We start from the raw sequence: 21,615 nt of genomic DNA on the forward strand, positions 1-21,615 counted from the left end.
CGCAACCCACAGATCGCCGCGGTAGGACCGTACAAGCGTACGCGGCCGCCACCTACGGTCACGTACACAATTCTCACCACAGAAATCAGTCAGCGCGTGCTGGGAATGCCACCGCATCCCTGGGACAGGGGAAACGCTAACACCGCATCCGACGATCGGCATCTCGACTGCATGGTGACCGGGATCTCTCACGCATTTCTGTAACGCAACTTACACAGCGCACGAAATCCATTGCTTGTATCGCACGTGGAATCCGGAAGATTCCGTCGATCACCCCGCCAGAACCGACGCGGCGTATTTCGGCGTCCAGTCGTAGGTGAACAACGCCCCGAAGTTCTGCTCGCGGTCGGTGGTGGAAGTCCCCGAGTCACGAATCGTATAGATCAGCGCCGGACCGGCGAACCCGCAGTTGGCGGCGTACCACAGCATGTCGGTGATCTGCTTGGCCTGCTCAACCTGGCTCACCCCATCGGGCGAGCCGGCGGCGGTGGGGGCACCGAACTCGGTGAACCAGATCTTCTTGGCGCCGTCACCCCGCGCGATCATCAGATTGCGCAGGCCAACGGTGTCGCTGATGGCATTCTCCGGATTGGTCGTGATGCCGCTGGGAAAGACGTACGGATGCATCGCGGCCGCGTCGAAGTATCCTTGCGCGCCGCTGTTGTACATCGCGGTGTAATACGAGAGCGGAGAAAACGGACCGACCGAGCGCGCGAGACCTGCACTGATGACCGTGGCGCCGGGCTGTGCCGCCTTGACCGCCGTGTATGCGGACTTCAGCAGCGAGGTGTAGCGCGCTGCGTCGACGCTGCCACCGAAGAACAGCGGCAGGTTCACCTCATTCCAGATCTGGTAGTTCGACACGTTGGCGCCATACCGCGAGATCAGGGCGTGCAGGAACTTCGAGAGGTCGCCGTTGTTGGTGGGCGGGGCGGTGAAGAAGCTGCCTGCCGGGCGCGACCAGGCCGGCGATGACACCACCGTGGCCAGCACTTTCAGTCCATGCGCGCGGGCGGAGTTGATCAGGCGGTCGGGCGTCGACCAGTTGTAACTGCCCCGGGTCGGCTCGATGGTGTTCCAGTCGATGACCACTCGCAGCCAACTCGCCTTGGTAGCGGTGACGCCGTCGAGTTCGCGGTTCAGGTCGGCCTGCGACAACCACAACATGTCGCTGCCGCCGGCGAACCCGTAGCCGTCCGGCGGGATGGACACCTCAGCACTGGCGCGGCCCGGCTCGGCGCCGACCATTCCTGCACCGAGGACGGCGATCACGACGAGAACGATGGAGAAAAGCCGCAAACGGCGCACCGTGCTGGGCATGACATGTTTCATGCACGCATCGTAACCAGAGCTTCTGACACATTCTTCATGAGAGGTGAAATACATGTGAATTGCGTGACAATCGCCCGAATGCTGTCCAATTCCGGTATCTCGGCGCGCCAATTGTCGGGCAGCATGCGAACATCTCTTTGTCGGTCCCGAGGAACGGGCTCGCCGACGATGCTGCGTCCACGGCATCCACTGACTTCAGAAAATGGGGTTCGTATGAAAACCGCGCTCATCACCGGCATCACCGGTCAAGACGGCCTTTACCTGTCCGAGATGTTGCATTCCAAGGGCTACCGGGTCGTGGGATTGGTTCGGGGACAGAACAACCCGAAGGCCGACGCCCTCGCTCTCACTCACCCCTTCGTGGAGGTGGTGTCCGGAAACCTGCTGGATCTGTCGAGTCTGATGCGGGCGATGGCCTTCGCGAATCCCGACGAGGTGTACAACCTCGGCGCGGTATCATTCGTCGCGTACTCGTGGCAGAATGCCCGGCTGACCAGCGATGTGACCGGTACGGGCGTGCTCAACATGCTCGAAGCCGTGCGCCTGCACCAGGACACCACCGGCAAGCAGATTCGCTTCTACCAGGCATCGAGCTCGGAGATGTTCGGCAAGGTGCAGGAAGTTCCGCAACGCGAATCGACATTGCTGTGGCCACGGTCGCCCTACGGAGTGGCCAAGGTCTTCGGTCATTACATGACCATTAACTATCGCGAATCCTACGGAATGCACGCCAGCTCCGGAATTCTGTTCAATCATGAATCCCCGCGTCGCGGACCGGAATTCGTGACGCGCAAAGTCAGTCGCGCAGTCGCGCGCATCCATCTCGGACTCCAGGAGTCGCTCGCGCTGGGCAATCTTGATGCCAAGCGCGATTGGGGCTTCGCCGGCGACTACGTGCGCGCGATGTGGCTGATGCTGCAGCAGGCAGAGGCCGACGACTACGTGATCTCCACCGGCGAGACCCACTCCATCCGCGAACTCCTCGACGTCGCCTTCGACGAGGTGGGCATCAATGATTGGGAGCGCTACGTGGAGATCGATCCACGTTTCTTCCGTCCCGCCGAGGTGGATCTGCTCATCGGCGACTCCAGCAAGGCGCGCACCCAACTCGGGTGGACACCGGAGGTCGACTTCGACAGCCTGGTGCGGATGATGGTGCGTTCCGATGTCGCAGCCGAATCACGCTCCGTGACACGCGAAGTCGCCTGATGCCACACCGCGCGCTGATCACCGGCGCGAGCGGTCAGGACGGCCGGCTGCTCACCGTGGCACTCGCAGATCGCGAATGGCAGATCACCGGCGTCATCGGTCCGGGTAGCAACGCGGCACCCACCGACCTGCCCGGGGACGCCGAGCCGATCGCGATCGATCTCAGCGATGTCGATGCGTGCGCGTCAGTGGTCGAGACCGTACGACCCGACGTCATCTTCCATCTCGCCGCGGTGTCGTCGGTCGGTCAGAGCTGGCAGGATCCGGTGCACACCGGTCAGGTCAATGCCCAGGCGACGGCCGCAGTGCTCACCGCGGCCCGGGATCTGGTACGCGACGGCCATCCGGTACATGTGGTCAATGCGTCAAGTGCGGAGATATTCTCGGGCACACGCACTGCCCCGCAGGACGAGACCACTCCGATCTGCCCGACGTCACCGTACGGGGTGTCCAAGGCATACGGCCATCTGCTCGCCGCGGCGTTCCGCGCGCAAGGGGTGAGTGTGTCGAACGCGATCCTGTATCCCCACGAGTCCCCGCTGCGGGCCCCGCATTTCGTCACCCGTAAGATCACGCGGGCGGTCGCCGAGATCGCGGCCGGTACGAGAACCGAATTCGCGCTGGGCAATCTCACCGCCCGCCGGGACTGGGGCTGGGCGCCGGATTACGTCGAGGCGATGATCTCGATGGCCGACGCGCAGGCCGACGACGATTTCGTCGTGGCCACCGGTGTCTCGCACAGCGTCGCCGACTTCGCCGGCGCAGCGTTCGCGGCCGCGGGCATCACCGACTGGCATCATCACGTCCGCACCGACAAGTCGTTGTTCCGGCCCGCCGACAGCATCGACCTCGTGGGTGACAGCACCCGCTTGCGGACCACGCTGGGCTGGCGCCCCACCAAGACCTTCAGCGAGGTCGTGGCGGCGATGGTCGAGCACGACATGGCGTCGGTCGACCATGACGTCGCCACGGCTCAGCCCGCCGGGTCGAGCCGGACCGTGGCGTAGGCACGGAACATCCGCTCCCCCAACACCTGGGCGCCGGCCGCGTCGTAGTGGATGAACTCACCGGGATTGTGCATCCCCGCGGGGCCCTCGACGAAGGCGCACATCTCATGCCGGGACGGTGTATCGCGGTGTACTGCATCGATTCCGGGATAGCGGTCGTGACCGGTCGTAATCTCCTCGGGCACCATCTGCCCGAGGAGGAACGGCACGGTGCCGAATCGGTCACGCAGGCGCCGAATCAGGGTGTCGAGGCGGTCCCGATAGACCTCCGGTGCCGTCAGCGGTACATCGCTCTCCCCCTGATGCCACAGCACCGCAACGAGTTCGGATTCGGGACCGGCGGCCCGGAGCGCGCCCGCGATCTGGGTGACGGCCCGGTCGAAGAGGTTCACGCGCACCAAGCGCTCGTCGGGGTCCCAACTGAACCCGTTCTTCGGGTGGAAACTCGTGTCGCCGCGCGCCGCGGGGACGAGCAGGACCGCGCTGCCGGTGTCCTCGGCGAGCAGCCGACCGAAGGTGGTCCCGAATCCGACTCCCGCACCGGGGATTCCGTGCAGAAGCGGATCCTCGGCGAGCAGAATCCGTCCACGGCGGCGTCCGCATCCGGGCCACTGATGCACTCGCGGATCGATGACGGGTGCGGCCGCGGCGTCGACGAGCCGACCCGCACCATGGGCGTTGGACTGGCCGAGGACGGCAACGACCTGATAGGGCGGGGTCGGGGTGACCGGTGTTCCGGACGCCAGCGCCCGTTTGACGGTGTCCTTTGCACGGATACGCCACTGCACGGCTTTCGCGGCGTCACCGTGGATCCGCAACTCGGCGGCCGACGGCGCCCACTCGGTCTGATCGGTCATGTGGTCATCCTCCTGCGCAGGTATCGGGAGCGGTTGCGCCCGTGAATCTCTGGCCGATCCATCCCAGTACGGCATCACCGTTGAGGTCGCCGTGCACCTTGTCGGGCTGGAAGTCGGCGTCGACGACGGTGCCAGCGGCGCACAATTCACCGATGTAGGCGCGGGTCCAGTCCGAATCGATGAAGGTGTCCTTGCCGCCGTAGACGATGAGCATCGGCACCGGTGTGCGGGTGACGGGCGCGCGGGATCGCATCAGCCGGGCGACGAGACGGTTCTGCGCGTCGGTGGTGCGTGGCGCGATGTCGGTGGGGCGCAGCTGTGCGGCCACCGCCTCGCGGCGGTCACCGGCCGAGGGGGCACACTGCGACAACGCATCCCAGCCCGCCACGGCGGCGCCGGCACGGTAGTCGTCGAGGGCAACGCTGTGGTCGGCACGCGCCCACGATTCGATCACCCACTGCAACATCAGTCGCTGATCGGGGGTGGCGGTCCCGGCACGCGCCTTGCCCACGACACCGACGACGTCGGCGGCCGGGGCGAGCGCGGCGGCACCGAGCATCTCGAGCCCCGCACCGTAGTTGGGGAATTCGGTGGCGGCGGCGACCACGGCCCCGCCACCCTGGGAGCCGCCGTAGGCGACGAACCGTGGCGAGGTGTCGGCGAGTACCGCACGCGCGGCTCGCACGCTGTCGATGACGTTGAAGCCGGCCGTCGGCGCGTCGAGATACGGGTGTACCCCTGGCGCTCCGAGGCCCTGATAGTCGGGCAGCGTCACCACATATCCCTGTCGGGCGAGATTACCGGCGAGCGCCCCGAGACCGTACATGCCCGCGGCGACCGACGGGGCACACGGCATGTTGATCCCGGTGGTGCCGTGGGCGAAGGCGATCACCGGCCGGCCCCCGCGCGGTGCGTCGCCGGTACCGGCCACGACGACGGCGCTGACCACCGTCGGCGAGTTCGTGGTGGCGTCGGTGGAGCGGTAGGTCACGCGAAAGGCCTTGACCCCGGCGAGTTTCGTCGAGATCGGCAAACCGTTGAACGTCTCGGCCGACACCACCGATCCCGGACCCTCACCGGGCCGGAATCCCACCGCCTCCTTACCGACGACGAGGACGGCGGCCAGACGCACCGAGATCACCACCACCAGCACGAGGAGCACGATCACCGCGAACGCGAGCAGACCGAACAGCACCCGGTGTCGACGGATGACTCCCGTCCGGCGACCACGGATCACTCCCGTCATCGCACCTTGAACCGGCGCGCATAGGTCATGGCGGGTTTCTCCACGAAATGGAAGGTCACACTGGCCAGGGCGAAGCTCACCGCACTGCATGCCACGATGTTGACCGCCAGTCCGGCCCAGGAATCCCCCTGCAGCACACCCAGTCTGATCAGCACGATGATCACCGGGAAATGCCACAGATAGATGCTCAGCGAGATCCTTCCCAGATATTCCAGGGGCCGCCAGTCCAGGGCGCGGGCGAAGACGCTGTCGCCGCCCGCCGCCATCGGCAACACGATGATCAGGATGAGCAGACCGGAGGCGAGTGCGGTGAACGTCGACTGGAAGTTGGAGCCGGCGGCGATGAGTACCAGCATGATCAGCAGGCTCGGAACGATGGCAATGATCGCCGCGATCCGGATCGGTCGCACCCGGCGGGCGTCGATCATCCCGACGCCGACGGCCACGAACACCACCGTCGCCAGCATCCCGAAGGCGAAATTGTCACTCGAGGCCACAAAGCTGCGCAGAACCACCGCCGCCCAGTTCGGGCCCCAGTTGGCCTCGATGGTGGTGGTGATGCCCGCACGTTCGGTGAGCCAGGCGGCCAGGACCTTACCGGCGATCCCGAGCACGATGAGGATCGCCGGTGGTGCGAGGACGAGCACGGCGAGGTTGGTGCCGAATCGCCGCCGCAGGAACCACATTGCCGCGCCGAACACCGGAAGGCAGGCGTAGAAGACGAGTTCGAGAGTCAGCGACCAGGACGGGCTGATACCGGTTTGCAGGTAGTGCGGGAAGTAGGACTGCAACAGGGTCAGGTTGGTGGCGAGTTGCCCGGGATCGGTGATCATGCCGGTGCCCGCGTCGGTGCCGGTGTGGCTCGACGCCCACTCGTTGTGCAGGAACGAGGCCTGCAGCGCGAAGTTCACGATGAGGAAGATGACGAGATAGCCGGGGAACACCCGCAGCAGCCGATGGATGACGTAGGCGCGGGTGTCGGGCTGGGTCTGCTTGTGCTGCAGCAGGGCTCGCACATACGGCAGGTACAGCAGGAAACCCGAGAGTGCGAAGAAGAAGATCAGTGCCTGACCGAGCAACGCCAGACCGCCCTTGGCCATCGTGTCCGGGGAGCACTGATTGGCCACGTGCACGATGAGCACCGCCCAGCACGCCACACCGCGTGGTCCGTCGAGCCCGCGGATGCGGCCGGCCTTGTAGGCCGGGGGGCTCGTGGGGGTCGGGTCCGCCGGTGTCGCGGCGGGCGTGACTGGTGGTTGCCGTCGGTCGGCGAGTTCTTCGGTCATCGTTGCTCACTCCCGGGGGGCGGTACCGCATGTGGAGAACGCCGGCTCGTCGTCGAACCTGTTGAGCATCCAGCCGACGACGATGTCGCCACTGACGCCGCCGTGATCGGCGTTCGGCTGGAATTGCGATTGCAGTGTGGCGCCGCCGGCACACGCCGTTCCGATGGCCGCGGCGGTCCACCGGGAGTCGATCAACTGATCGCGCCCGCCGTAGAGCACCAGCATCGGTGCGGCCGGGCGCTGGTCGGGCACCCCGCGACGGGCCAGCAACGCGGTGAGCGCGGCGGCGTCGGCCGGTGAGTCCGGTGTCAGATCGTCGGGACTCAACGATCGCAGGATGCTCGCACGCGCCTGTGCGTGCGCCGGAAGGCATTGGGCCAGTTCATTCCAATGGCTCTGGGCCGCACCGCGTACGTATTTGCCGATGTCGAATCCGGGGTTCTCCTGTTGCACGGCGAGGATAAGCCACGTGTAGAGGCCGTACTGGTCGAGGGTCAGTTGTCGGCGGGTCGCGAGATCGACCAGACCGGAGAACTGCGCGGCCGGTGACAGGCTCGCCGTCCCCCGCAGATCGAGTCCCGTTCCGTAGGTGCCGGCCAGCGTGTTGGCCGCCCATACTGCTTGTCCGCCTTGGGAACCGCCGAGTGCGGCCCAGCGGGTGGACACCCCGGGCACCAGTGCTCGGGCTGCCCGGACTGCGTCGATGACGTTCATCCCCTCGGTCCGCGCGTCGAGATAGGGGTGGGTGGGATCGCTGCTGCCGGGGTAGCCGAGACCCTGATACTCCGGCACGACCACCACGTAGCCCTGCTCGAGCCACGCCGCGGCGGTCGCGGCGAGGTCGCCGAGAGCCGGGTCGAGGGTCACGCCGCATTCGCCGAGGAGTCCGGTGGTCCCGTGGGCGAGAACGACCGTGTCCCACCCGTCGGCCGGACGGGCCGAGGACGGGACGAACACCGCGCCCCACACCGTCGTCGGGGCTCCGGTGCGGCCGTCGGTGGACACATACCGGATGCGCAGGGCGGTGCTCGCCTGTGCGGTCACGCGGCGGTCGAGGTACGGCATGGTCTGGGCGGCGCGCAGCGCGCCCGGTCCGGTGCCACTGGTGTTGACGTCATAGGCCACACCGAGGTCGTCGGAGCCGGTGGGAGCGGAGTCCGGTTTCGACGAACATCCGGTGGCGAGGACTGCGACGATCACCAGGATCGCCAGCCACCATCCCGCACGTCGGCGCGATGGTGGTGCCTCGGCCGCCATCCGAGGAGTCGGTTCGTGAGTGTCTGTCATCGGTCGGCCCCCATCGCCGGTTCACGCACGCGGACAACTGCTTCCCGCGGCGTCTCGATGACGTCGCGGGAGATCCCGACACCCACGACGCACACGCTCGAGAGCACCACGCCGAGCACGAGCGCGGTCAGCAGCGTCGTCGAGATCCCGGGAGACACCGATGCCACCGACGAACCGGCGTCGATGACCTCGGCGTCATACTGCGGCATGCCGTCGGTGCGGCTCCATTCGAGTTCGGTGACCAACGCGGCGAGGTTCGTGCCGACCCCGCGGGCCAGCGTCTGCGCCGCGTCGGCGGTCGGGCCCTTGGCGCCTATCGTGATCACGGCGCCGTCGCCGTACGGCAGCACCGTGATCCGGCTGCGCAGCGCGGCGATGTCGGCGCCGCCGAGGGCGCCGGTGGCATCGGCGAGGCGCGTGCGTCCCAGTACCTGGTCGGAGACGGCGAGGTCACTGTAACTCGAGATACGCAGTCGCCCGGCCAGATCGGAGGCCTGCGCCGCCGACACCGTCGCCGGGCCGGTCGCGGTGACCAGCAGCCGTGCCTGCGACTCGTAGGCGTGCGGCAGGAAGATGAAGGCCACGAGGCCGGCCACGACCGCCCCGAGGGCCGCGGCGGCGATCACCGGCAGACCCCGGACCCATAGTGCGGCGTAATCGGCGGGTGTGCGGTCGCTGGGTGACCTCATGGCAGGTCACCGCAATTCTCCGGTGGGGTGGGTCCGCCGTTCGCGAGACTGCGCATCCAGGCGACCGACTGGCTGGAATCCAGGGTGGAGTGGGATTCACCGATACGTTTGATGGCCTGTACGTGACCGCCCTGCCGGCAGGACTGCGCGATCACGCGGGCGGTCCACGGCCAGTCGATCAGCGGGTCGTCGGAGCCGTACATGATGAAAAACGGTTTGCCGCCGAAGTTCCCGGTGCCCAGCGGGAGGCCGGTGCGATCGAGCCAGTCGTAGAGGCGTTGCCCGGCGGCGGCGGTCCTGGGTCGCAGATCCTGCGGTCCCAGCGATGCGGTGGCGCGGAGCTGACCCTCGAAATCGCCTGCCGGGATGCAATTCAACACGTCTTCCCACACCGACTTGGCGTACGGCGAGCGGTAGTCGTCGGCGTTGAACTCGTCGGGGAGCACCCGCGACAGCGCGTCGATGAGGTACGCGAGCAGCGGGTACTGGTCGCGGGTGAGGGTGCCCGCCTCGGCCTTGGTGACCAGATCCCGCATGTTCGACACCGGAACCAGCCCGACCGTACCCAACAGGTCCAGGCCGCCGCCGTAGGAATCGGCGAGATCGCCTGCGGCCCAGGCGGCCATCCCGCCGAGTGACACCCCGTAGGAGATCCACTTGTCCGACAGCGACGGGTAGGTGGCGCGGGCCGCGCGGACCGCGTCGATCATGTTGTACCCGTAGGTGCGCGCATCGAGGAACGGGTTGTCGACGTCGTTCATGCCGAGACCCTGATAGTCGGACATGGCAACGGCGAAACCGTTGTACAGCAACGCCGCGATGATCACGTCGTTACCCAACAGGTTGGTGTAGAGCGACGGAGCGCACTTGTGGCGGACACCGGAGTTGCCGTGGCCCAGTGCGACGGTCACCCATCCCCCGGCGGGGGGCCGGCCGCCGGGAACCGCGACGACCCCGGACACGACGGTCGGCCGGCCGGTGATCCCGGAGGTGGACCGGTATTCGACACGATGTACGACGGCACCGAGTTCGGTGATGGGTGCGATCTCCTCGGAGCCCGCCATGCCCACGGTCAGCACCGAGCCCGGTGCCGATCCACCGGCCGCACGATCAACACTCGGGGCTGGCAACGGAGTCACCAGTGGCGACCCGGAAACGTCGGGGGCCAGGGCGATCGCCCCGGGTTGGTCGTCATGGGCGGCGCACGCCGACGCACCGAGAATCATGGTGGCCGCCAGGACGATCACCGTCCTCCATCGACGTCGCGGCCCGCCCGAGGTGCTGTGCGGCCGGTGCTGTTTCACCGCGACTCACGCAGCGCGGGTTCGGGCAGACCCGACCCGGTTTCCCCCGAACCGGATGCCACCGACCCGGATGCCGTGCCCGCGGGCGTCGGCTCCTCGGAGTCCGCGGACGATCGGGCGACGTCGGTCCTCCCCGGGGTGCCGGCGTCCGCGGACGACGCACGGCGGGCCGGGGCGCCGAAGGTCAGAACCGTGCCGATCACCGTGCCGACGGTGCCGACGGACTCCACCGCAGTGCGCAGCGCGGAGCGCGTGGTGCGGCCACGACGGGCGACGACGACGACACCGTCGGCCAGACCTGCGATGGCGCGCGCGTCCGGCCCGAGCGCCCCGGCGTCGACGACCACCACGTCGAAATGCTGACGTGCTTGTGCGAGAACCATTTCCAGCCGACGTGACCCCAGGAGTTCGCCGGGTGCCGGCGGGACGGGGCCGGCCGGCAGGAAGGCCGGCGTCGCGGTGGTCTGGACCTGCCCGAGCAGGTCGGACTCCCCGGTCAGGATGGTCGACAGGCCGGCGCTCGCACCACCGCCGAGCCGCGCCGTGAGGGACGGGTCGCGCAGGTCGCCGTCGACGAGCACCACCGATTGGCCCGACCCGCCGATCTCGGCGGCGAGATTGGCGGCAACAGTCGACGTGCCGACCTCGGAACCGGCGCCGACCACCGCGACGAGCCGCGGTGCCGTGCCGTCGGGAGTACGTTTCGCGCCGATGAATCTGACATTGTTGCGCAGGTCGCGGTAGCCGTCGCCCTGCGGATCGTGGGCGAGGTCGGTGATGAGGACGGCCTCGGCTCGGGCGGGTTCGTCGGCGATCACCGCGAGCACCGGAAGATCTGTGGTATCAGCAAGTGCGAGTGGATCATTGACACGACGGCGCGCCCGCAATCCGAGGAGCAGTGCGACGACGACACCGACGATCAGACCCACCACGGCACCGAGGGCGGTCAGCAACCACCACGCCGGCCCGGAGGGGGCACCGGGCAGCGACGCCTCGTCGTAGACGATGGCGGTGGCCGCGGGTTCACCACCGCGCCGTGAGGTCTCGAGTTCCTGCACGACGGCGACCGTCTCGCGGGTCACAGCCGCAGCCTCCGACTGGGCACGGGCGGCCGAGCCGGCGCTCACCGAGATGTCGAGGATGACGGTCTTGTCGACCGGGGTGGCCGTCGTCGACGCCTTCAGGTCGGCGGCACTCACCTGGCCGTTGAGGGCACGGGAGGCGCGTTCGGCCACCTGGTCACTGGTGGCGACCTGGGCGTAGGAATTGACCCGCGCCTCGGCGAAGAGGTTGTTCTGGTAGGACTCCCCAACCGATGTGCCGCCCTCCGCGGACACGAAGAGCTTTGCCGTCGACACATATTTGACAGGCTGGATGAACATTCCGTAAACAAATCCGGCAGTGGCGAGAATCACCATTCCGGCAATCAGCACCCACCAGACCTTCACGAGAATGTGGACGTATTCCCGAACAGCCACCGGGCAAACTCCTTTCAGTCGGCCGGACCCACCTCTAAGCCTCAGCCGCAGTGACCTTTTCGGGTCTATCCGGTGAACTCAGACATTCGCCGACCCTGATGGCACTTTCGCAGACCATAGTCGACAACCGCCGCCAACGCACTCGGAGAGTTGAATGCCCAAGAAAACGCACTCACCGATGCGCCGGGCGCCATTGGTTCGGCATTCTTCGGCGTGTGACCCGGGCCCGGTCATGTAAAGATGCTCACCGTGGGAACAGTGCGCGCAGCGACAATCGTGGGTTCGGTGTCGGCGATCACTTTTGCCGCCATCATCGCCGGGCCGACGCCGACCCAACTGGTGATGCTGCTCGCCATCGTCATCGTGGGTACCTACATCGGACTGGCGCATCCCACCTGGTTACTGTGGGCACTGGCCGTCGTGCTCGCCTGTCTGCCCGCCGGATATGTGCCCGGGGTGCATCTGCCGCTCATCTTCGCGATGACCTCGGCGGTGTTGCTCGCCACCGTCATTCATCCCCCAACACGGTCGTTCACTGCCGGGTCCCCCACTGCAGGGTCTCGCATCGCGCTGCAGCCGTTGGACCGATTGCTGATCCTGTTCGCGCTGATCGCGATTCCGTCGGTGGTGTTGACGATGACCGGACTCGCCGACATCGTCGAATACGCGAAATGGGCGACGGCGGTGTTGTTGATCGTCGCCCTGCGACGCCTCACCGGATCGCAGCTGGCCACCTTCGGGCGGGTGTTCGTCGGTGCCACCGCGGTGTCCGGCCTGATCGGCCTCGTCATGCTGACCGTCGACACCGGTGGCAAGACCTTCAGCCTGCTCTCGCCGTTCGGGTACACCCCGGCATCGGCGGGACGATTCGTCTACACCGGCGCCACCGCGATCCCGCGTCTTTCGGGGACGTTCATCGACCCGAACGCCGCGGGCATCGGTCTGCTCGCGGCACTGATGATCTGCCCACTGGTGTTCCGCGGACGAACCCGCTGGCTGCTGGGGCTGTTCCTACTCGTATGCATCGCCGGCACCCTCAGCCGTGCGGCGTTGTTCTCGGTGGTCCTCGGCGTCCTCCTGATGCTGTTGTTCCACACCATGTCCGGACGCGCCCGCGGATACATCGCCGGATCGATGGTCGCCGGAATGGTGGTCCTCGCCGCGGTCCCGGCGTCGCGACACCGGATCTTCTCGTCGTTCGGTTCCGGCGACACCGGCTCGTCGGCGCGCGGGGACGCGTTGCGCGACTACCCGGCGAACATGGCCGGCCACTGGCTTCTCGGACACGGCTGGGGCATACCGGAGTTCAAGGACCCCTCGCTGGCGTTCACCATCAACTACGTCGCCAATGCACCATTGCTTGCGATTTATCGTGGTGGTCTGTTCGTCGGGATCGTGTTCACCGTCGTCATGCTGTACTGCTGCCGGCTGGCGTATCGATGCCTGCGACACACCCGCTGGGAGCCGGCCTTCTTCGGCGGGTGTTTCATCGGGTTCTTCGTCCTGGGCATGCAACTGGACTTCAGCACCGTCACCATCCCCGTGTCGGTGACCGATCTGTCGGTGATGATCGCGTTTCTCGCTTTCGCCCAGCGGTTTTCGACGTCCGACGAGTCCGTCTCGACCCGCGCGACAGCCCGGGCGACATCGGTCGGCGCCGGTTAGGGCCGGATGCGCGCGTACCTACGGCGGCATCGCACCCTGCGTCGGGCGTTGATCGTCGGTGTGGTGACCGCGCTCCTGCTCGGCTCGGCGTTCTGGGTCGTCGGGTATTTCCTGTTCTACCGGTCCCACGAGGACACCCTGCGCCGCGCCGACGCCATCGTGGTCCTCGGCGGCGAACACGACGGGCGGGAACAGTACGGGATCGACCTCGCCCGACGCGGCTACGCGCCGGTGGTGCTGCTCTCGGACCCGTACAACCGCTTCGACGGGAAGGTCCCCGACCCGGTGATGGATCGCGCGTGCGCCGCGAGTACCGCTGCGGTGCAGGTGATCTGCTTCGTCCCGCAACCGGGCACCACGGTCGGTGAGGCGATGTTCGCGACCAGGATGGCGCGCGAACACCGATGGCGGTCGATGATCGTCATCAGCTGGCGCTTCCACCTCGTGCGTGCCCGGATGATCTTTGACCAATGCGGTGCCGACGGGGTGGTGATGCGGGCGGTGCCCCGCGATTATCCGTCGTCGGTCCTGTACTGGGGTGCCAATTTCGCGTATCAATACGCGGGTCTGGCGAAGGCTGCGGCCGTCGGGTGTGATCGGTGAAATCACACCCACACCCATCACGAGTGGTGAGATCACGAGCAAGGGGATCAGTCATGCGACGACGACGCACATCCAGCGTGTCCCGACGAGTGCTCCGGGCCGGCACCGCCATCGCGGTCTGCGGCGCCGCGGCGTTCGCGGCGGCACCCCCGGCCGCGGCGGTCAGCCCAGATCAGTTGCGCCCCAACTGCACCTGGGCGAGCGCCGCCGACGAGGCCGCCACCGTACAGACCTGCGCGGTGTACTCGGCAGCGATGAACCGGATCATCCTGGTGCAGATACGGCCGTCGGCGCTGGCGGCCGGGTCCGCCGAGCACGCCGTCTACCTGCTCGACGGCATCAGTGCGCCCGATACCCGCAGCACCTGGGCCGACGCCAACAGCGGCGCACTGGCCGCCTACAGCAGCACCTACAACCTGGTGATGCCCGCCGGCGGGGCCGGAACGTGGATGACCGACTGGCAGAGCACACCGGAGGGCACGGGCGGCACCCCGGGGGCGTCGGCCGAGTGGGAGACCTTCCTGTCGACCGAATTACCCGCCTACCTCGCCGACGACTTCTCCGTCGAGCCCGGCGGCAATGCGATCGTCGGCCTGTCGATGTCGGGTGGGCCCGCGCTCACCCTCGCACTCGATCACCCCGAGATCTTCACTGTCGCGCAGTCACTTTCCGGTTTCTACCAAACCAATAATCCCATCGGGTGGTTCGTGATCCCGGCCATCCAGAGTTTCGTCACCGGCATCGCCAACGGCAACACCGCGATGTGGGGTGATCCGCTCGGCCCGACGAGCACGTGGTCGGCGCACGACGTCTCGGCCCGAATCGGCGAGATCACCGCCTCGGGTCAAAGGATACTCATCAGCACCGGAATCGGAGTGCCCCTGCCGCAAGACTTTCTGATCATGGCCATCACCGGCAATCCCGTGGCCTTCGTCAGCGGCGTGGCCATCGAACTCGGGTCGCTCGCCTCCACGCTGGCCCTCAACGCCCAGGCCGTCGTCTACGGGCTACCCGTCGACTTCTCCTACCACGTCGGGCTGCACAGCTGGACCCAGTGGTCGGCGAACGCCGGGGCCGATGCGACGGCGGTGGAGTCCGCTCTCGCGGCGGCGAATTCACCGACGACATCGAGCACGGCACCCCGGACGTCGACCGCCGGGGCCGCAGCGATCGTGGGTTCCACGGCGGTCGTGAGTACCACGGCGATCGCGAGTACCACGGCCACGACCACCGTGGAGACCAGTGCGGCGGTGAGTTCTGCGGGGACAACAACCACGGGGAGCAGTGCGTCGTCCGGCGACGCCGGCCCGGATGTGGCGTCCTCGGGTTCGGCCGTATCGAGCACGGCGAGGCAGACATCGACGGCGCCCTCGGTACCGTCCGCTGACTCGATCCTCGCGCCCGGTACCGACTCCGCGTCGGTGCCCACCGCTTCGACGGCTCACTGAACCTCGCCGGGTCCTTCACACCGGCATTCATTCCCTGTTCACGAAAGAAAACGGAAATGGTCCGCTCTCGATAGCGCGCGCCAATTCACAACATTCCGTGTGGCGGATTCTCACGCCATTTGATATCAATTGACATCAGAGGCGGACCTGCAATCCGCGCACGGTCCATTCATTTGAGGACAGTCCATGCGGAATCGTAGTCCAGTCATGTCGTCCACACGGGTCGCCGCATTGTGTGCCACCGCGATTCTCGGATTCGGGACGGTGTCGAGCGCGCCCTTCCTCACCATCCCGCCCGTCGCGTCGGTGATCAGTCAGGCTTCGCCCGTGCCGATTCGCCTGGTGGCCGTGATCGATCAGAGTTCGACGACCATCGGCATCGCCGATTCCTCGCTGTACGGCCTCGACTCGGCCACGTTGGACACCACGCTTGACCACATCGCCTCACTCGGGGTGACCAGTGTCCGGGTGGCGATCCCGTGGATGAGCGTGGAGGCCAGGGAGGGGACCTACGACTGGACGCAACTCGATGCGCTCGTATCGGCGGCACAATCGCGCGGAATCAGCATCGTCGCCACCCTCACCGGAACGCCGGCGTGGGCCGGAAATATCATCAATGGTCATTTCGATCCCGACGAGTACGCCGATTTCGCCAGCGCGGTGGCCTCCCGGTACAAGAATGAGATCAGCGGCTACGAGATCTGGAACGAACCGAATGCCGCACTGTTCTACAACCCGATCGACCCGACGTCGTATACCGCATTCCTCAAAGACGCCTACACCGCGATCAAAGCCGCAGACCCGAACGCCCTCGTGATCGCGGGAGTCCTCGGAGCGACGACCACGACGGGCGCCGCCCTCGATCCCGTGACATTCGTCCAGGAGATGTATGCGGCCGGGGCCGCGGGCTACTTCGACGCGTTGTCGTTTCACCCGTACCAGTTCTCCGAGGAGTACAGCGAGAACGATCACGCGGACTCTCCGGCCAGCCAGGTGACCGCCATCCAGGCGCTGATGGCCCAGTACGGGGATACGGCGAAGAAGATCTGGATCACCGAGTACGGCGAGCCGACCACCGGGAGCTACACCCAAGCGCAGCAGGCGGCGTTCATCCAGGACTTCATCGAGGCCTGGCAGAACCAGACCGGTGCGGGACCGATCTACATCTACACCACGCGTGACACGGATACCGGCTCGTCGAACGTCGAGGACAACTTCGGTTTGTACGAGACCGACTGGACCCCCAAACCCGCCGCCCAGGTCCTCGCCGATCTGGTCGCCCAGTACTCCGGAAGCGGCTCGGCCACTCACGATCTCGGTCAAGCACTGGCGACCGCGCTGCAACAATGGGTCACCCAGCTCGCGCAGTCGCAGCTCGCCGCGATCCAGCAGCTCTGGCAGGACCTGGCCAGTGCACTGCAATCGATGTTCGGCGTCTCCGCGACGACCACGACCCAAACGGTGGCCACGGCCGCCGCGCTGAGCACCGCGGCCGGGGCCACTGCGACGACGTCGGCCACTGCGACATCTGCTGCGGTGCCGGCTGCTGCCACGCCGGCGACCTCGACGACATCCGAGAGTTCTGTGCCCACCACGACGGCTGAGTCGCCCACGACGTCGGCGGCGCCGACCGCATCGAGTTCTTCGTCGGCAACGACGACTGAGGCAGCTGCTCCGGTGACCGCTGTTCCCGAGACGACCGCTCCCGAGACCTCGGTGCCGGACAGCTCGGCACCGGCTACCTCGTCGGCAGCGAGCGCAACCTCGACCCCGGCTGCCGGCACGACCCCCTCAGCCGTCGACAAGTCCTCCACCACAAGCGAAACGACTTCCTCCGCAGGAGGTACGGCAGCAGTGCCCACGGCGTCGAGTGCGTCGTAGTCGGCGAGACCAGGTCAGCGCGCGGAGGTCACTGTCACGATCGCCGACGGTTCGTTGTTGGTGCACAGAGCCGAGGTCATCGTCCGCTGGTTCGCGGTGCCGTGGATCGGACCGCTGAAACACAGCCATGACCCCGACTTGTGTCGATGATCGCCGTCACCGCGAAGTGCGGCCGCAAAGACCTCGTCCATCACTCGATTGGCCTCGCCGCACGTGACACCGTCGGCGGCGACCACATGCCCTGCGGGATCGCCGTGGAGCGGGTTGCAGATGGTCGGCGTCCCGACCGCGATCGTGGATACCGCTGTGTCGGAAGCATTGTCGACCCTGGTCGGTGCGCTACACGACGCCACGACCAGAGTCACGGCCGCCGCGGTCAGTGCGGTGACAGCCCGCGGTGCGGTGCCGCGCACGGTGTGCCGCGGCATATCAGCGCCGCAGCACCGTCGCGGCATACTTGGGCTTCCAGTCGACCGTCAGCAGGGCACCGAAGTGGTCTTCACGATTGGCAGGAGAGGTGCCCGCATCGCGCACCGAATAGATGAAAGCCGGTCCGCAGTAGCCGGTGCGGGCAGCGGCAGCCAGGACGTCGGTGATCTGACGGGCCTGCGCACGCTGGGTCACCATGTCGGTGACGCCGAATCCGATCGGTGCGGTGCCCCCGGCGGGCAGGGTGGGCGCGCCGATCTCGGTGAGCCAGATCTTCTTGCGGGCATCGCCGTGGCGCACCATGACCGCGCGGATTCCGCCGACCTCGGTCCAGCCGTTGGGGGTGGCGGTGATGCCGCCCGGGAACACATACGGGTGCATGGCGAGTGCATCGAAGAAGCGTTGTGCACCGGCGGCATACATGGACGCAACGAATCCCGTCGCGCCGGCACCGGGGCTCAGCCCGCCCGCGATGACCGTCGAATTGGGTTGCACCGCTTTGATGGCCGCATACGCTGCCCGCAGGAGCGCGGTGTACCGCGCGGGATCGGGTGCCTGTGCACCCCAGAACAACGGCAGGTTCGGCTCGTTCCAGATCTCGTGGTCGGTGACGTCGGGGTATCGGGCGATGAATGCCTTCATGAACCTGCCCAGGGCGGCCGGATCGGCGGGCGGGGCATAGATACCGAGCGGAGCGGAACCACGGGCCCACTGCGGGGTGGTCAGCACGTTGGAGAGCACCCGTAGATGGTGTCGGCGGGCGGCGCCGATGACGCGGTCGGGGACGCTCCAGTCATACTGTCCTCGAACGCGTTCGATGGTGGACCAATCGACCATCACCCGCAGCCAACCGGCACCGGTCCGCGACACCGCGTCCAATTCCCGGTTGATGGTCGCTGCAGACTGAGTCAACGGCGAACTCCCCTGCGCGAAGCCGTATCCGGCGGCCGGGGCGAGCACCGAGGCCTGCGCGCGCGGTGCTCCGGAGACCATGCCGGCCACGATCGCCAGGACCATGGCACAGACCATCAACGGGGCAGCGATTCTCCGGGTTCTCGACGCATGACGCGGTCGACACGATCCTCTGAGGTGTGGCACGCCGGACAGTGTATCGGCGATGGGGTGATTCGGCGCGTCGAGACGGTGGTACCAGACCGATATCGCCGAGACCTATCTCACTGGATTTCCGCGGCCATTGTCGTAACGTTCGGACGCCCGCCGACGAATGGCCCGCGCGAGGACGGCCGGTGGCCGCCCCACTTCTCCCGTATGGCCGGTTTCTCCTCTACAGAGAGCGCATTGCGGGTTCGGCGCCCGACCACGTTTCCATTTCGCAGTGCTCGCCGATCGGCCATCGAACATCATATTCGGCGGCACCGAGGCCGCATTACCGAGAATTCATTGTCGGCCTTTTCCGACCGGTCTCCCAGCGGTTGAGGAAACCGCGTTGCCCTCGTAATCTTCACTCGTACGGCGGACGTCGCGGGGTGACGCCGCATCCGTTTCTCCCGCACGACTCCACCTGCACCGAGGCGCATGGTGGCGACATGTCGGGAAATGACTCACTTCCGGAGGTCGTCATGGCTGGTGATCCCGCTCTCGAGTGGCCGGCACACGACCGGTCCTCGCGCGAGGACGTGGCTCGTCGGATTCGGTTCGGCATGCGCAAGCGAGAGACCTCACGGTCGTGGGTTCATCGTTACCAGCGACTGCTCACCGTCTCCGACGTTCTCATCGTCTGCGCCACGGTGGTCGGAGCGCAGGCAGCCCGATTCGGTTGGGGCAGCGGCCCGGTACTCAACGGGGTCAAACTCACCGCCGACGCCGTGTCATTGCTTCTCATCGTGGCGTGGGTCGTGGCGCTGCGAGTGTTCCAGACCCTGGACCGTCGGATTCTGGGTGCGGGGGCGCAGGAGTACAGCCGGGTGGTCACCGCATGCCTGACGGTGTTCGGCACACTCGCGATCGTCGATCTCCTGTTTCGCCTCAGCGTCGCCCGCGGATATGTGGCCGTCGCCCTGCCCGTCGGGACGGCAGCCCTGGTGCTGTCACGGTGGCTGTGGCGACGGCGCTTGGTCTCGGCACGCAAAGCAGACGACACCGCGCACGCCTACCTCGACCGACTCCTGGTGATCGGTGAGATCCCTTCGGCGACAGCACTCATCGCCCGCCTGATGCGCAATCCCGCGTTGGGGTACACAGTCGTCGGAGTGTGCTCGCCGGACAACACTCGGCTGGGACAGCCGGGCGCCGGGACATCGGTGCAAGTGGACGACCACGAGGTTCCCCGGTGGGGCGACTTCGACGATGTGGCCGCCGCCGTGGACGAATGCGGCGCGACCGCGGTCGCGGTGACCTCAGCGGAAGCTCTCGGACACGAGGCGATGCAGGAGTTGTCGTGGGATCTCGAGGGACGTGACGTCGAGATGCTGGTCGCGCCCGGCGTCACCGATGTGGCCGGGCCGCGAATGATGGTGCGACCGGTTGCCGGTCTTCCGCTGCTCCACATCGACAAGCCGAGATATGAAGGGGCGAACCGCTTTCGGAAGGCAGCTCTCGACCGGGTCGGGGCTTTGTCGGCGCTGCTGATGTTGCTGCCCGTGATGGTGGTGATCGCGATTGCCGTGAAGCTGGATTCGCGTGGGCCGATCTTCTATCGCGCCACCCGAATCGGACTGAACAACGCGCCATTCCAGATGTGGAAGTTCCGATCGATGGTCACCGACGCCGACACCTTGCGACCGCAGATCGCCGCCTTGAACGAGGGCGCCGGTGTGTTGTTCAAGGTGCGTGATGATCCACGGGTCACTCGCGTCGGCAAGTTCATTCGGCGCTACAGTCTCGACGAACTCCCGCAGCTGTTCAATGTGGTCGGCGGGTCGATGAGCCTGGTCGGCCCCCGACCCCCACTCCCCGACGAGGTGGAGCGCTACGACGGCCGCGTTGCGCGGCGAATGCTCGTCAAGCCGGGGATCACCGGACTGTGGCAGGTGTCGGGGCGCTCGGACCTGTCGTGGGAAGAGTCGGTGCGCCTGGACCTCTCCTACGTCGAGAACTGGTCCATCATGCAAGATCTCACCATCCTGTGGCGCACCGTCTGGGCGGTGGCCCGCAAGGACGGGGCGTACTGACCGGCCCGGTGCCAGCACCGGCGCACCACGATTTCTCGCCTGGCGGCTCGTTCACTCCTCGACGATCGGGAAGGAACCGCCGACTACGAATACAGATGACACCGGAGCGGAGCCCCGACCCGAAAAATCAGGGTTTTCGGGCGGATTCGGTGGAAGTTATATTCGTACTCGTCAGGCAGTGGGCCCGCGACCTCCACTGCCCGACGAAGTGGAGCGCTACGACGGCCGCGTTGCGCGGCGAATGCTCGTCAAGCCGGGGATCACCGGACTGTGGCAGGTGTCGGGGCGCTCGGACCTGTCGTGGGAAGAGTCGGTGCGCCTGGACCTCTCCTACGTCGAGAACTGGTCCATCATGCAAGATCTCACCATCCTGTGGCGCACCGTCTGGGCGGTGGCCCGCAAGGACGGGGCGTACTGACCGGCCCGGTGCCAGCACCGGCGCACCACGATTTCTCGCCTGGCGGCTCGTTCACTCCTCGACGATCGGGAAGGAACCGCCGACTACGAATACAGATGACACCGGAGCGGAGCCCCGACCCGAAAAATCAGGGTTTTCGGGCGGATTCGGTGGAAGTTATATTCGTACTCGTCAGGCAGTGGGCCCGCGACCTCCACTGCCCGACGAAGTGGAGCGCTACGACGGCCGCTTCGCACGGCGAATGCTCGTCAACCGGGGATCACCGATCCGTTTGGGCGGTGGCCCGCACGGACGGGGCTTACTGACCGGGTCCCGGCACCAGCACCGGCGCACCACGTCTCGAGG

General features: G+C 66.7%; 17 protein-coding genes and 1 pseudogene. 8 read left to right on the forward strand and 10 right to left on the reverse strand.

Annotated features, from left to right (window positions below; translation table 11 throughout):
* Positions 1–270: 270 nt before the first annotated feature.
* Complete coding sequence (locus tag QNM97_RS18245; RefSeq protein WP_283819712.1) at positions 271–1,332, reverse strand: beta-galactosidase; 1,062 nt, start codon at positions 1,330–1,332, stop codon at positions 271–273.
* A 213-nt stretch (positions 1,333–1,545) separates the two neighbouring features.
* On the opposite strand from QNM97_RS18245, the gene QNM97_RS18250 reads away from it, so the two are divergent.
* Complete coding sequence (locus tag QNM97_RS18250; protein ID WP_283819713.1) at positions 1,546–2,541, forward strand: GDP-mannose 4,6-dehydratase; 996 nt, start codon at positions 1,546–1,548, stop codon at positions 2,539–2,541.
* On the forward strand, positions 2,541–3,548 hold the full coding sequence (locus tag QNM97_RS18255) for a GDP-mannose 4,6-dehydratase (RefSeq protein WP_283819714.1): 1,008 nt from the start codon (positions 2,541–2,543) through the stop codon (positions 3,546–3,548). The genes QNM97_RS18250 and QNM97_RS18255 overlap by 1 nt, the downstream gene beginning before the upstream one ends.
* On the opposite strand, the gene QNM97_RS18260 is transcribed toward QNM97_RS18255, so the two are convergent.
* The 7 genes from QNM97_RS18260 to QNM97_RS18290 are packed head-to-tail and all read right to left on the reverse strand — an operon-like array spanning position 3,515 to position 11,695.
* A complete protein-coding gene (locus QNM97_RS18260; RefSeq protein ID WP_283819715.1) occupies positions 3,515–4,405 on the reverse strand; it encodes a sialate O-acetylesterase in 891 nt (296 codons plus the stop codon). The two genes, QNM97_RS18255 and QNM97_RS18260, sit on opposite strands and share 34 nt — an antisense overlap.
* A gap of 4 nt (positions 4,406–4,409) precedes the next feature.
* Entirely contained in the window at positions 4,410–5,651 is a 1,242-nt protein-coding gene (locus QNM97_RS18265) for a lipase family protein (protein ID WP_283819716.1), read from the reverse strand.
* Positions 5,648–6,937 carry an acyltransferase family protein gene (locus QNM97_RS18270; protein WP_283819717.1) on the reverse strand — a complete coding sequence of 430 codons (1,290 nt, stop codon included), beginning with the start codon at positions 6,935–6,937 and terminating at the stop codon, positions 5,648–5,650. The genes QNM97_RS18265 and QNM97_RS18270 overlap by 4 nt, the downstream gene beginning before the upstream one ends.
* Before the next feature lie 6 nt (positions 6,938–6,943).
* Positions 6,944–8,194 (reverse strand): lipase family protein, encoded by a 1,251-nt coding sequence (locus QNM97_RS18275; protein ID WP_283819718.1) that lies wholly within the window; start codon positions 8,192–8,194, stop codon positions 6,944–6,946.
* Positions 8,195–8,220: 26 nt separating this feature from the next.
* A complete protein-coding gene (locus QNM97_RS18280; protein ID WP_283819719.1) occupies positions 8,221–8,913 on the reverse strand; it encodes a YveK family protein in 693 nt (230 codons plus the stop codon).
* Positions 8,910–10,160, reverse strand: a complete 1,251-nt coding sequence (locus tag QNM97_RS18285; protein WP_208794533.1) for a lipase family protein — start codon at positions 10,158–10,160, stop codon at positions 8,910–8,912. Before QNM97_RS18285 ends, QNM97_RS18280 begins: the two co-directional genes overlap by 4 nt.
* A 53-nt stretch (positions 10,161–10,213) precedes the next feature.
* Entirely contained in the window at positions 10,214–11,695 is a 1,482-nt protein-coding gene (locus tag QNM97_RS18290; RefSeq protein WP_283819720.1) for a tyrosine-protein kinase domain-containing protein, read from the reverse strand.
* A gap of 258 nt (positions 11,696–11,953) precedes the next feature.
* On the opposite strand from QNM97_RS18290, the gene QNM97_RS18295 reads away from it, so the two are divergent.
* From QNM97_RS18295 to QNM97_RS18310, 4 genes are all read left to right on the forward strand, one after another.
* On the forward strand, positions 11,954–13,360 hold the full coding sequence (locus tag QNM97_RS18295) for an O-antigen ligase family protein (RefSeq protein WP_283819721.1): 1,407 nt from the start codon (positions 11,954–11,956) through the stop codon (positions 13,358–13,360).
* Positions 13,361–13,366: 6 nt separating this feature from the next.
* Positions 13,367–13,963, forward strand: coding sequence for a YdcF family protein (locus QNM97_RS18300; protein WP_283819722.1), 597 nt, complete (start codon positions 13,367–13,369; stop codon positions 13,961–13,963).
* A 53-nt stretch (positions 13,964–14,016) separates the two neighbouring features.
* The gene (locus QNM97_RS18305; RefSeq protein WP_283819723.1) at positions 14,017–15,411 is read left to right on the forward strand and encodes an alpha/beta hydrolase; all 1,395 of its coding nucleotides are present in this window, start codon (positions 14,017–14,019) and stop codon (positions 15,409–15,411) included.
* 207 nt (positions 15,412–15,618) lie between these two features.
* Positions 15,619–17,292, forward strand: coding sequence for an endo-1,4-beta-xylanase (locus tag QNM97_RS18310; protein ID WP_283819724.1), 1,674 nt, complete (start codon positions 15,619–15,621; stop codon positions 17,290–17,292).
* 14 nt (positions 17,293–17,306) lie between these two features.
* On the opposite strand, the gene QNM97_RS18315 is transcribed toward QNM97_RS18310, so the two are convergent.
* Positions 17,307–17,720 (reverse strand): hypothetical protein, encoded by a 414-nt coding sequence (locus QNM97_RS18315; protein ID WP_283819725.1) that lies wholly within the window; start codon positions 17,718–17,720, stop codon positions 17,307–17,309.
* 1 nt (position 17,721) lies between these two features.
* The gene (locus QNM97_RS18320) at positions 17,722–18,738 is read right to left on the reverse strand and encodes a hypothetical protein (protein WP_283819726.1); all 1,017 of its coding nucleotides are present in this window, start codon (positions 18,736–18,738) and stop codon (positions 17,722–17,724) included.
* Between the two features lie 563 nt (positions 18,739–19,301).
* Between QNM97_RS18320 and QNM97_RS18325 the strand changes: the two genes are divergently transcribed.
* Together QNM97_RS18325 and QNM97_RS18330 are read left to right on the forward strand one after the other, a co-directional pair.
* Positions 19,302–20,852 carry a sugar transferase gene (locus tag QNM97_RS18325; protein WP_283819727.1) on the forward strand — a complete coding sequence of 517 codons (1,551 nt, stop codon included), beginning with the start codon at positions 19,302–19,304 and terminating at the stop codon, positions 20,850–20,852.
* Positions 20,853–21,018: 166 nt separating this feature from the next.
* Positions 21,019–21,270 (forward strand): annotated as a pseudogene (locus QNM97_RS18330) (sugar transferase); the annotation flags it as partial.
* Positions 21,271–21,615 lie beyond the last annotated feature (345 nt).

It is taken from the genome of Gordonia sp. L191, assembly GCF_030077625.1.
Classification (GTDB): Bacteria; Actinomycetota; Actinomycetes; order Mycobacteriales; family Mycobacteriaceae; genus Gordonia; species Gordonia polyisoprenivorans_A.

Bases quoted from the DNA above. Each gene is read 5' to 3' on its own strand.
- QNM97_RS18255 (WP_283819714.1), top strand. From the start codon at position 2,541: ATGCCACACCGCGCGCTGATCACCGGCGCGAGCGGTCAGGACGGCCGG.
- QNM97_RS18325 (WP_283819727.1), top strand. From the start codon at position 19,302: ATGGCTGGTGATCCCGCTCTCGAGTGGCCGGCACACGACCGGTCCTCG.
- QNM97_RS18260 (WP_283819715.1), bottom strand. From the start codon at position 4,405: ATGACCGATCAGACCGAGTGGGCGCCGTCGGCCGCCGAGTTGCGGATC.
- QNM97_RS18245 (WP_283819712.1), bottom strand. From the start codon at position 1,332: ATGAAACATGTCATGCCCAGCACGGTGCGCCGTTTGCGGCTTTTCTCC.
- QNM97_RS18315 (WP_283819725.1), bottom strand. From the start codon at position 17,720: ATGCCGCGGCACACCGTGCGCGGCACCGCACCGCGGGCTGTCACCGCA.
- QNM97_RS18280 (WP_283819719.1), bottom strand. From the start codon at position 8,913: ATGAGGTCACCCAGCGACCGCACACCCGCCGATTACGCCGCACTATGG.
- QNM97_RS18270 (WP_283819717.1), bottom strand. From the start codon at position 6,937: ATGACCGAAGAACTCGCCGACCGACGGCAACCACCAGTCACGCCCGCC.
- QNM97_RS18275 (WP_283819718.1), bottom strand. From the start codon at position 8,194: ATGGCGGCCGAGGCACCACCATCGCGCCGACGTGCGGGATGGTGGCTG.
- QNM97_RS18305 (WP_283819723.1), top strand. From the start codon at position 14,017: ATGCGACGACGACGCACATCCAGCGTGTCCCGACGAGTGCTCCGGGCC.
- QNM97_RS18265 (WP_283819716.1), bottom strand. From the start codon at position 5,651: ATGACGGGAGTGATCCGTGGTCGCCGGACGGGAGTCATCCGTCGACAC.
- QNM97_RS18250 (WP_283819713.1), top strand. From the start codon at position 1,546: ATGAAAACCGCGCTCATCACCGGCATCACCGGTCAAGACGGCCTTTAC.
- QNM97_RS18320 (WP_283819726.1), bottom strand. From the start codon at position 18,738: ATGGTCCTGGCGATCGTGGCCGGCATGGTCTCCGGAGCACCGCGCGCG.
- QNM97_RS18310 (WP_283819724.1), top strand. From the start codon at position 15,619: ATGTCGTCCACACGGGTCGCCGCATTGTGTGCCACCGCGATTCTCGGA.
- QNM97_RS18300 (WP_283819722.1), top strand. From the start codon at position 13,367: ATGCGCGCGTACCTACGGCGGCATCGCACCCTGCGTCGGGCGTTGATC.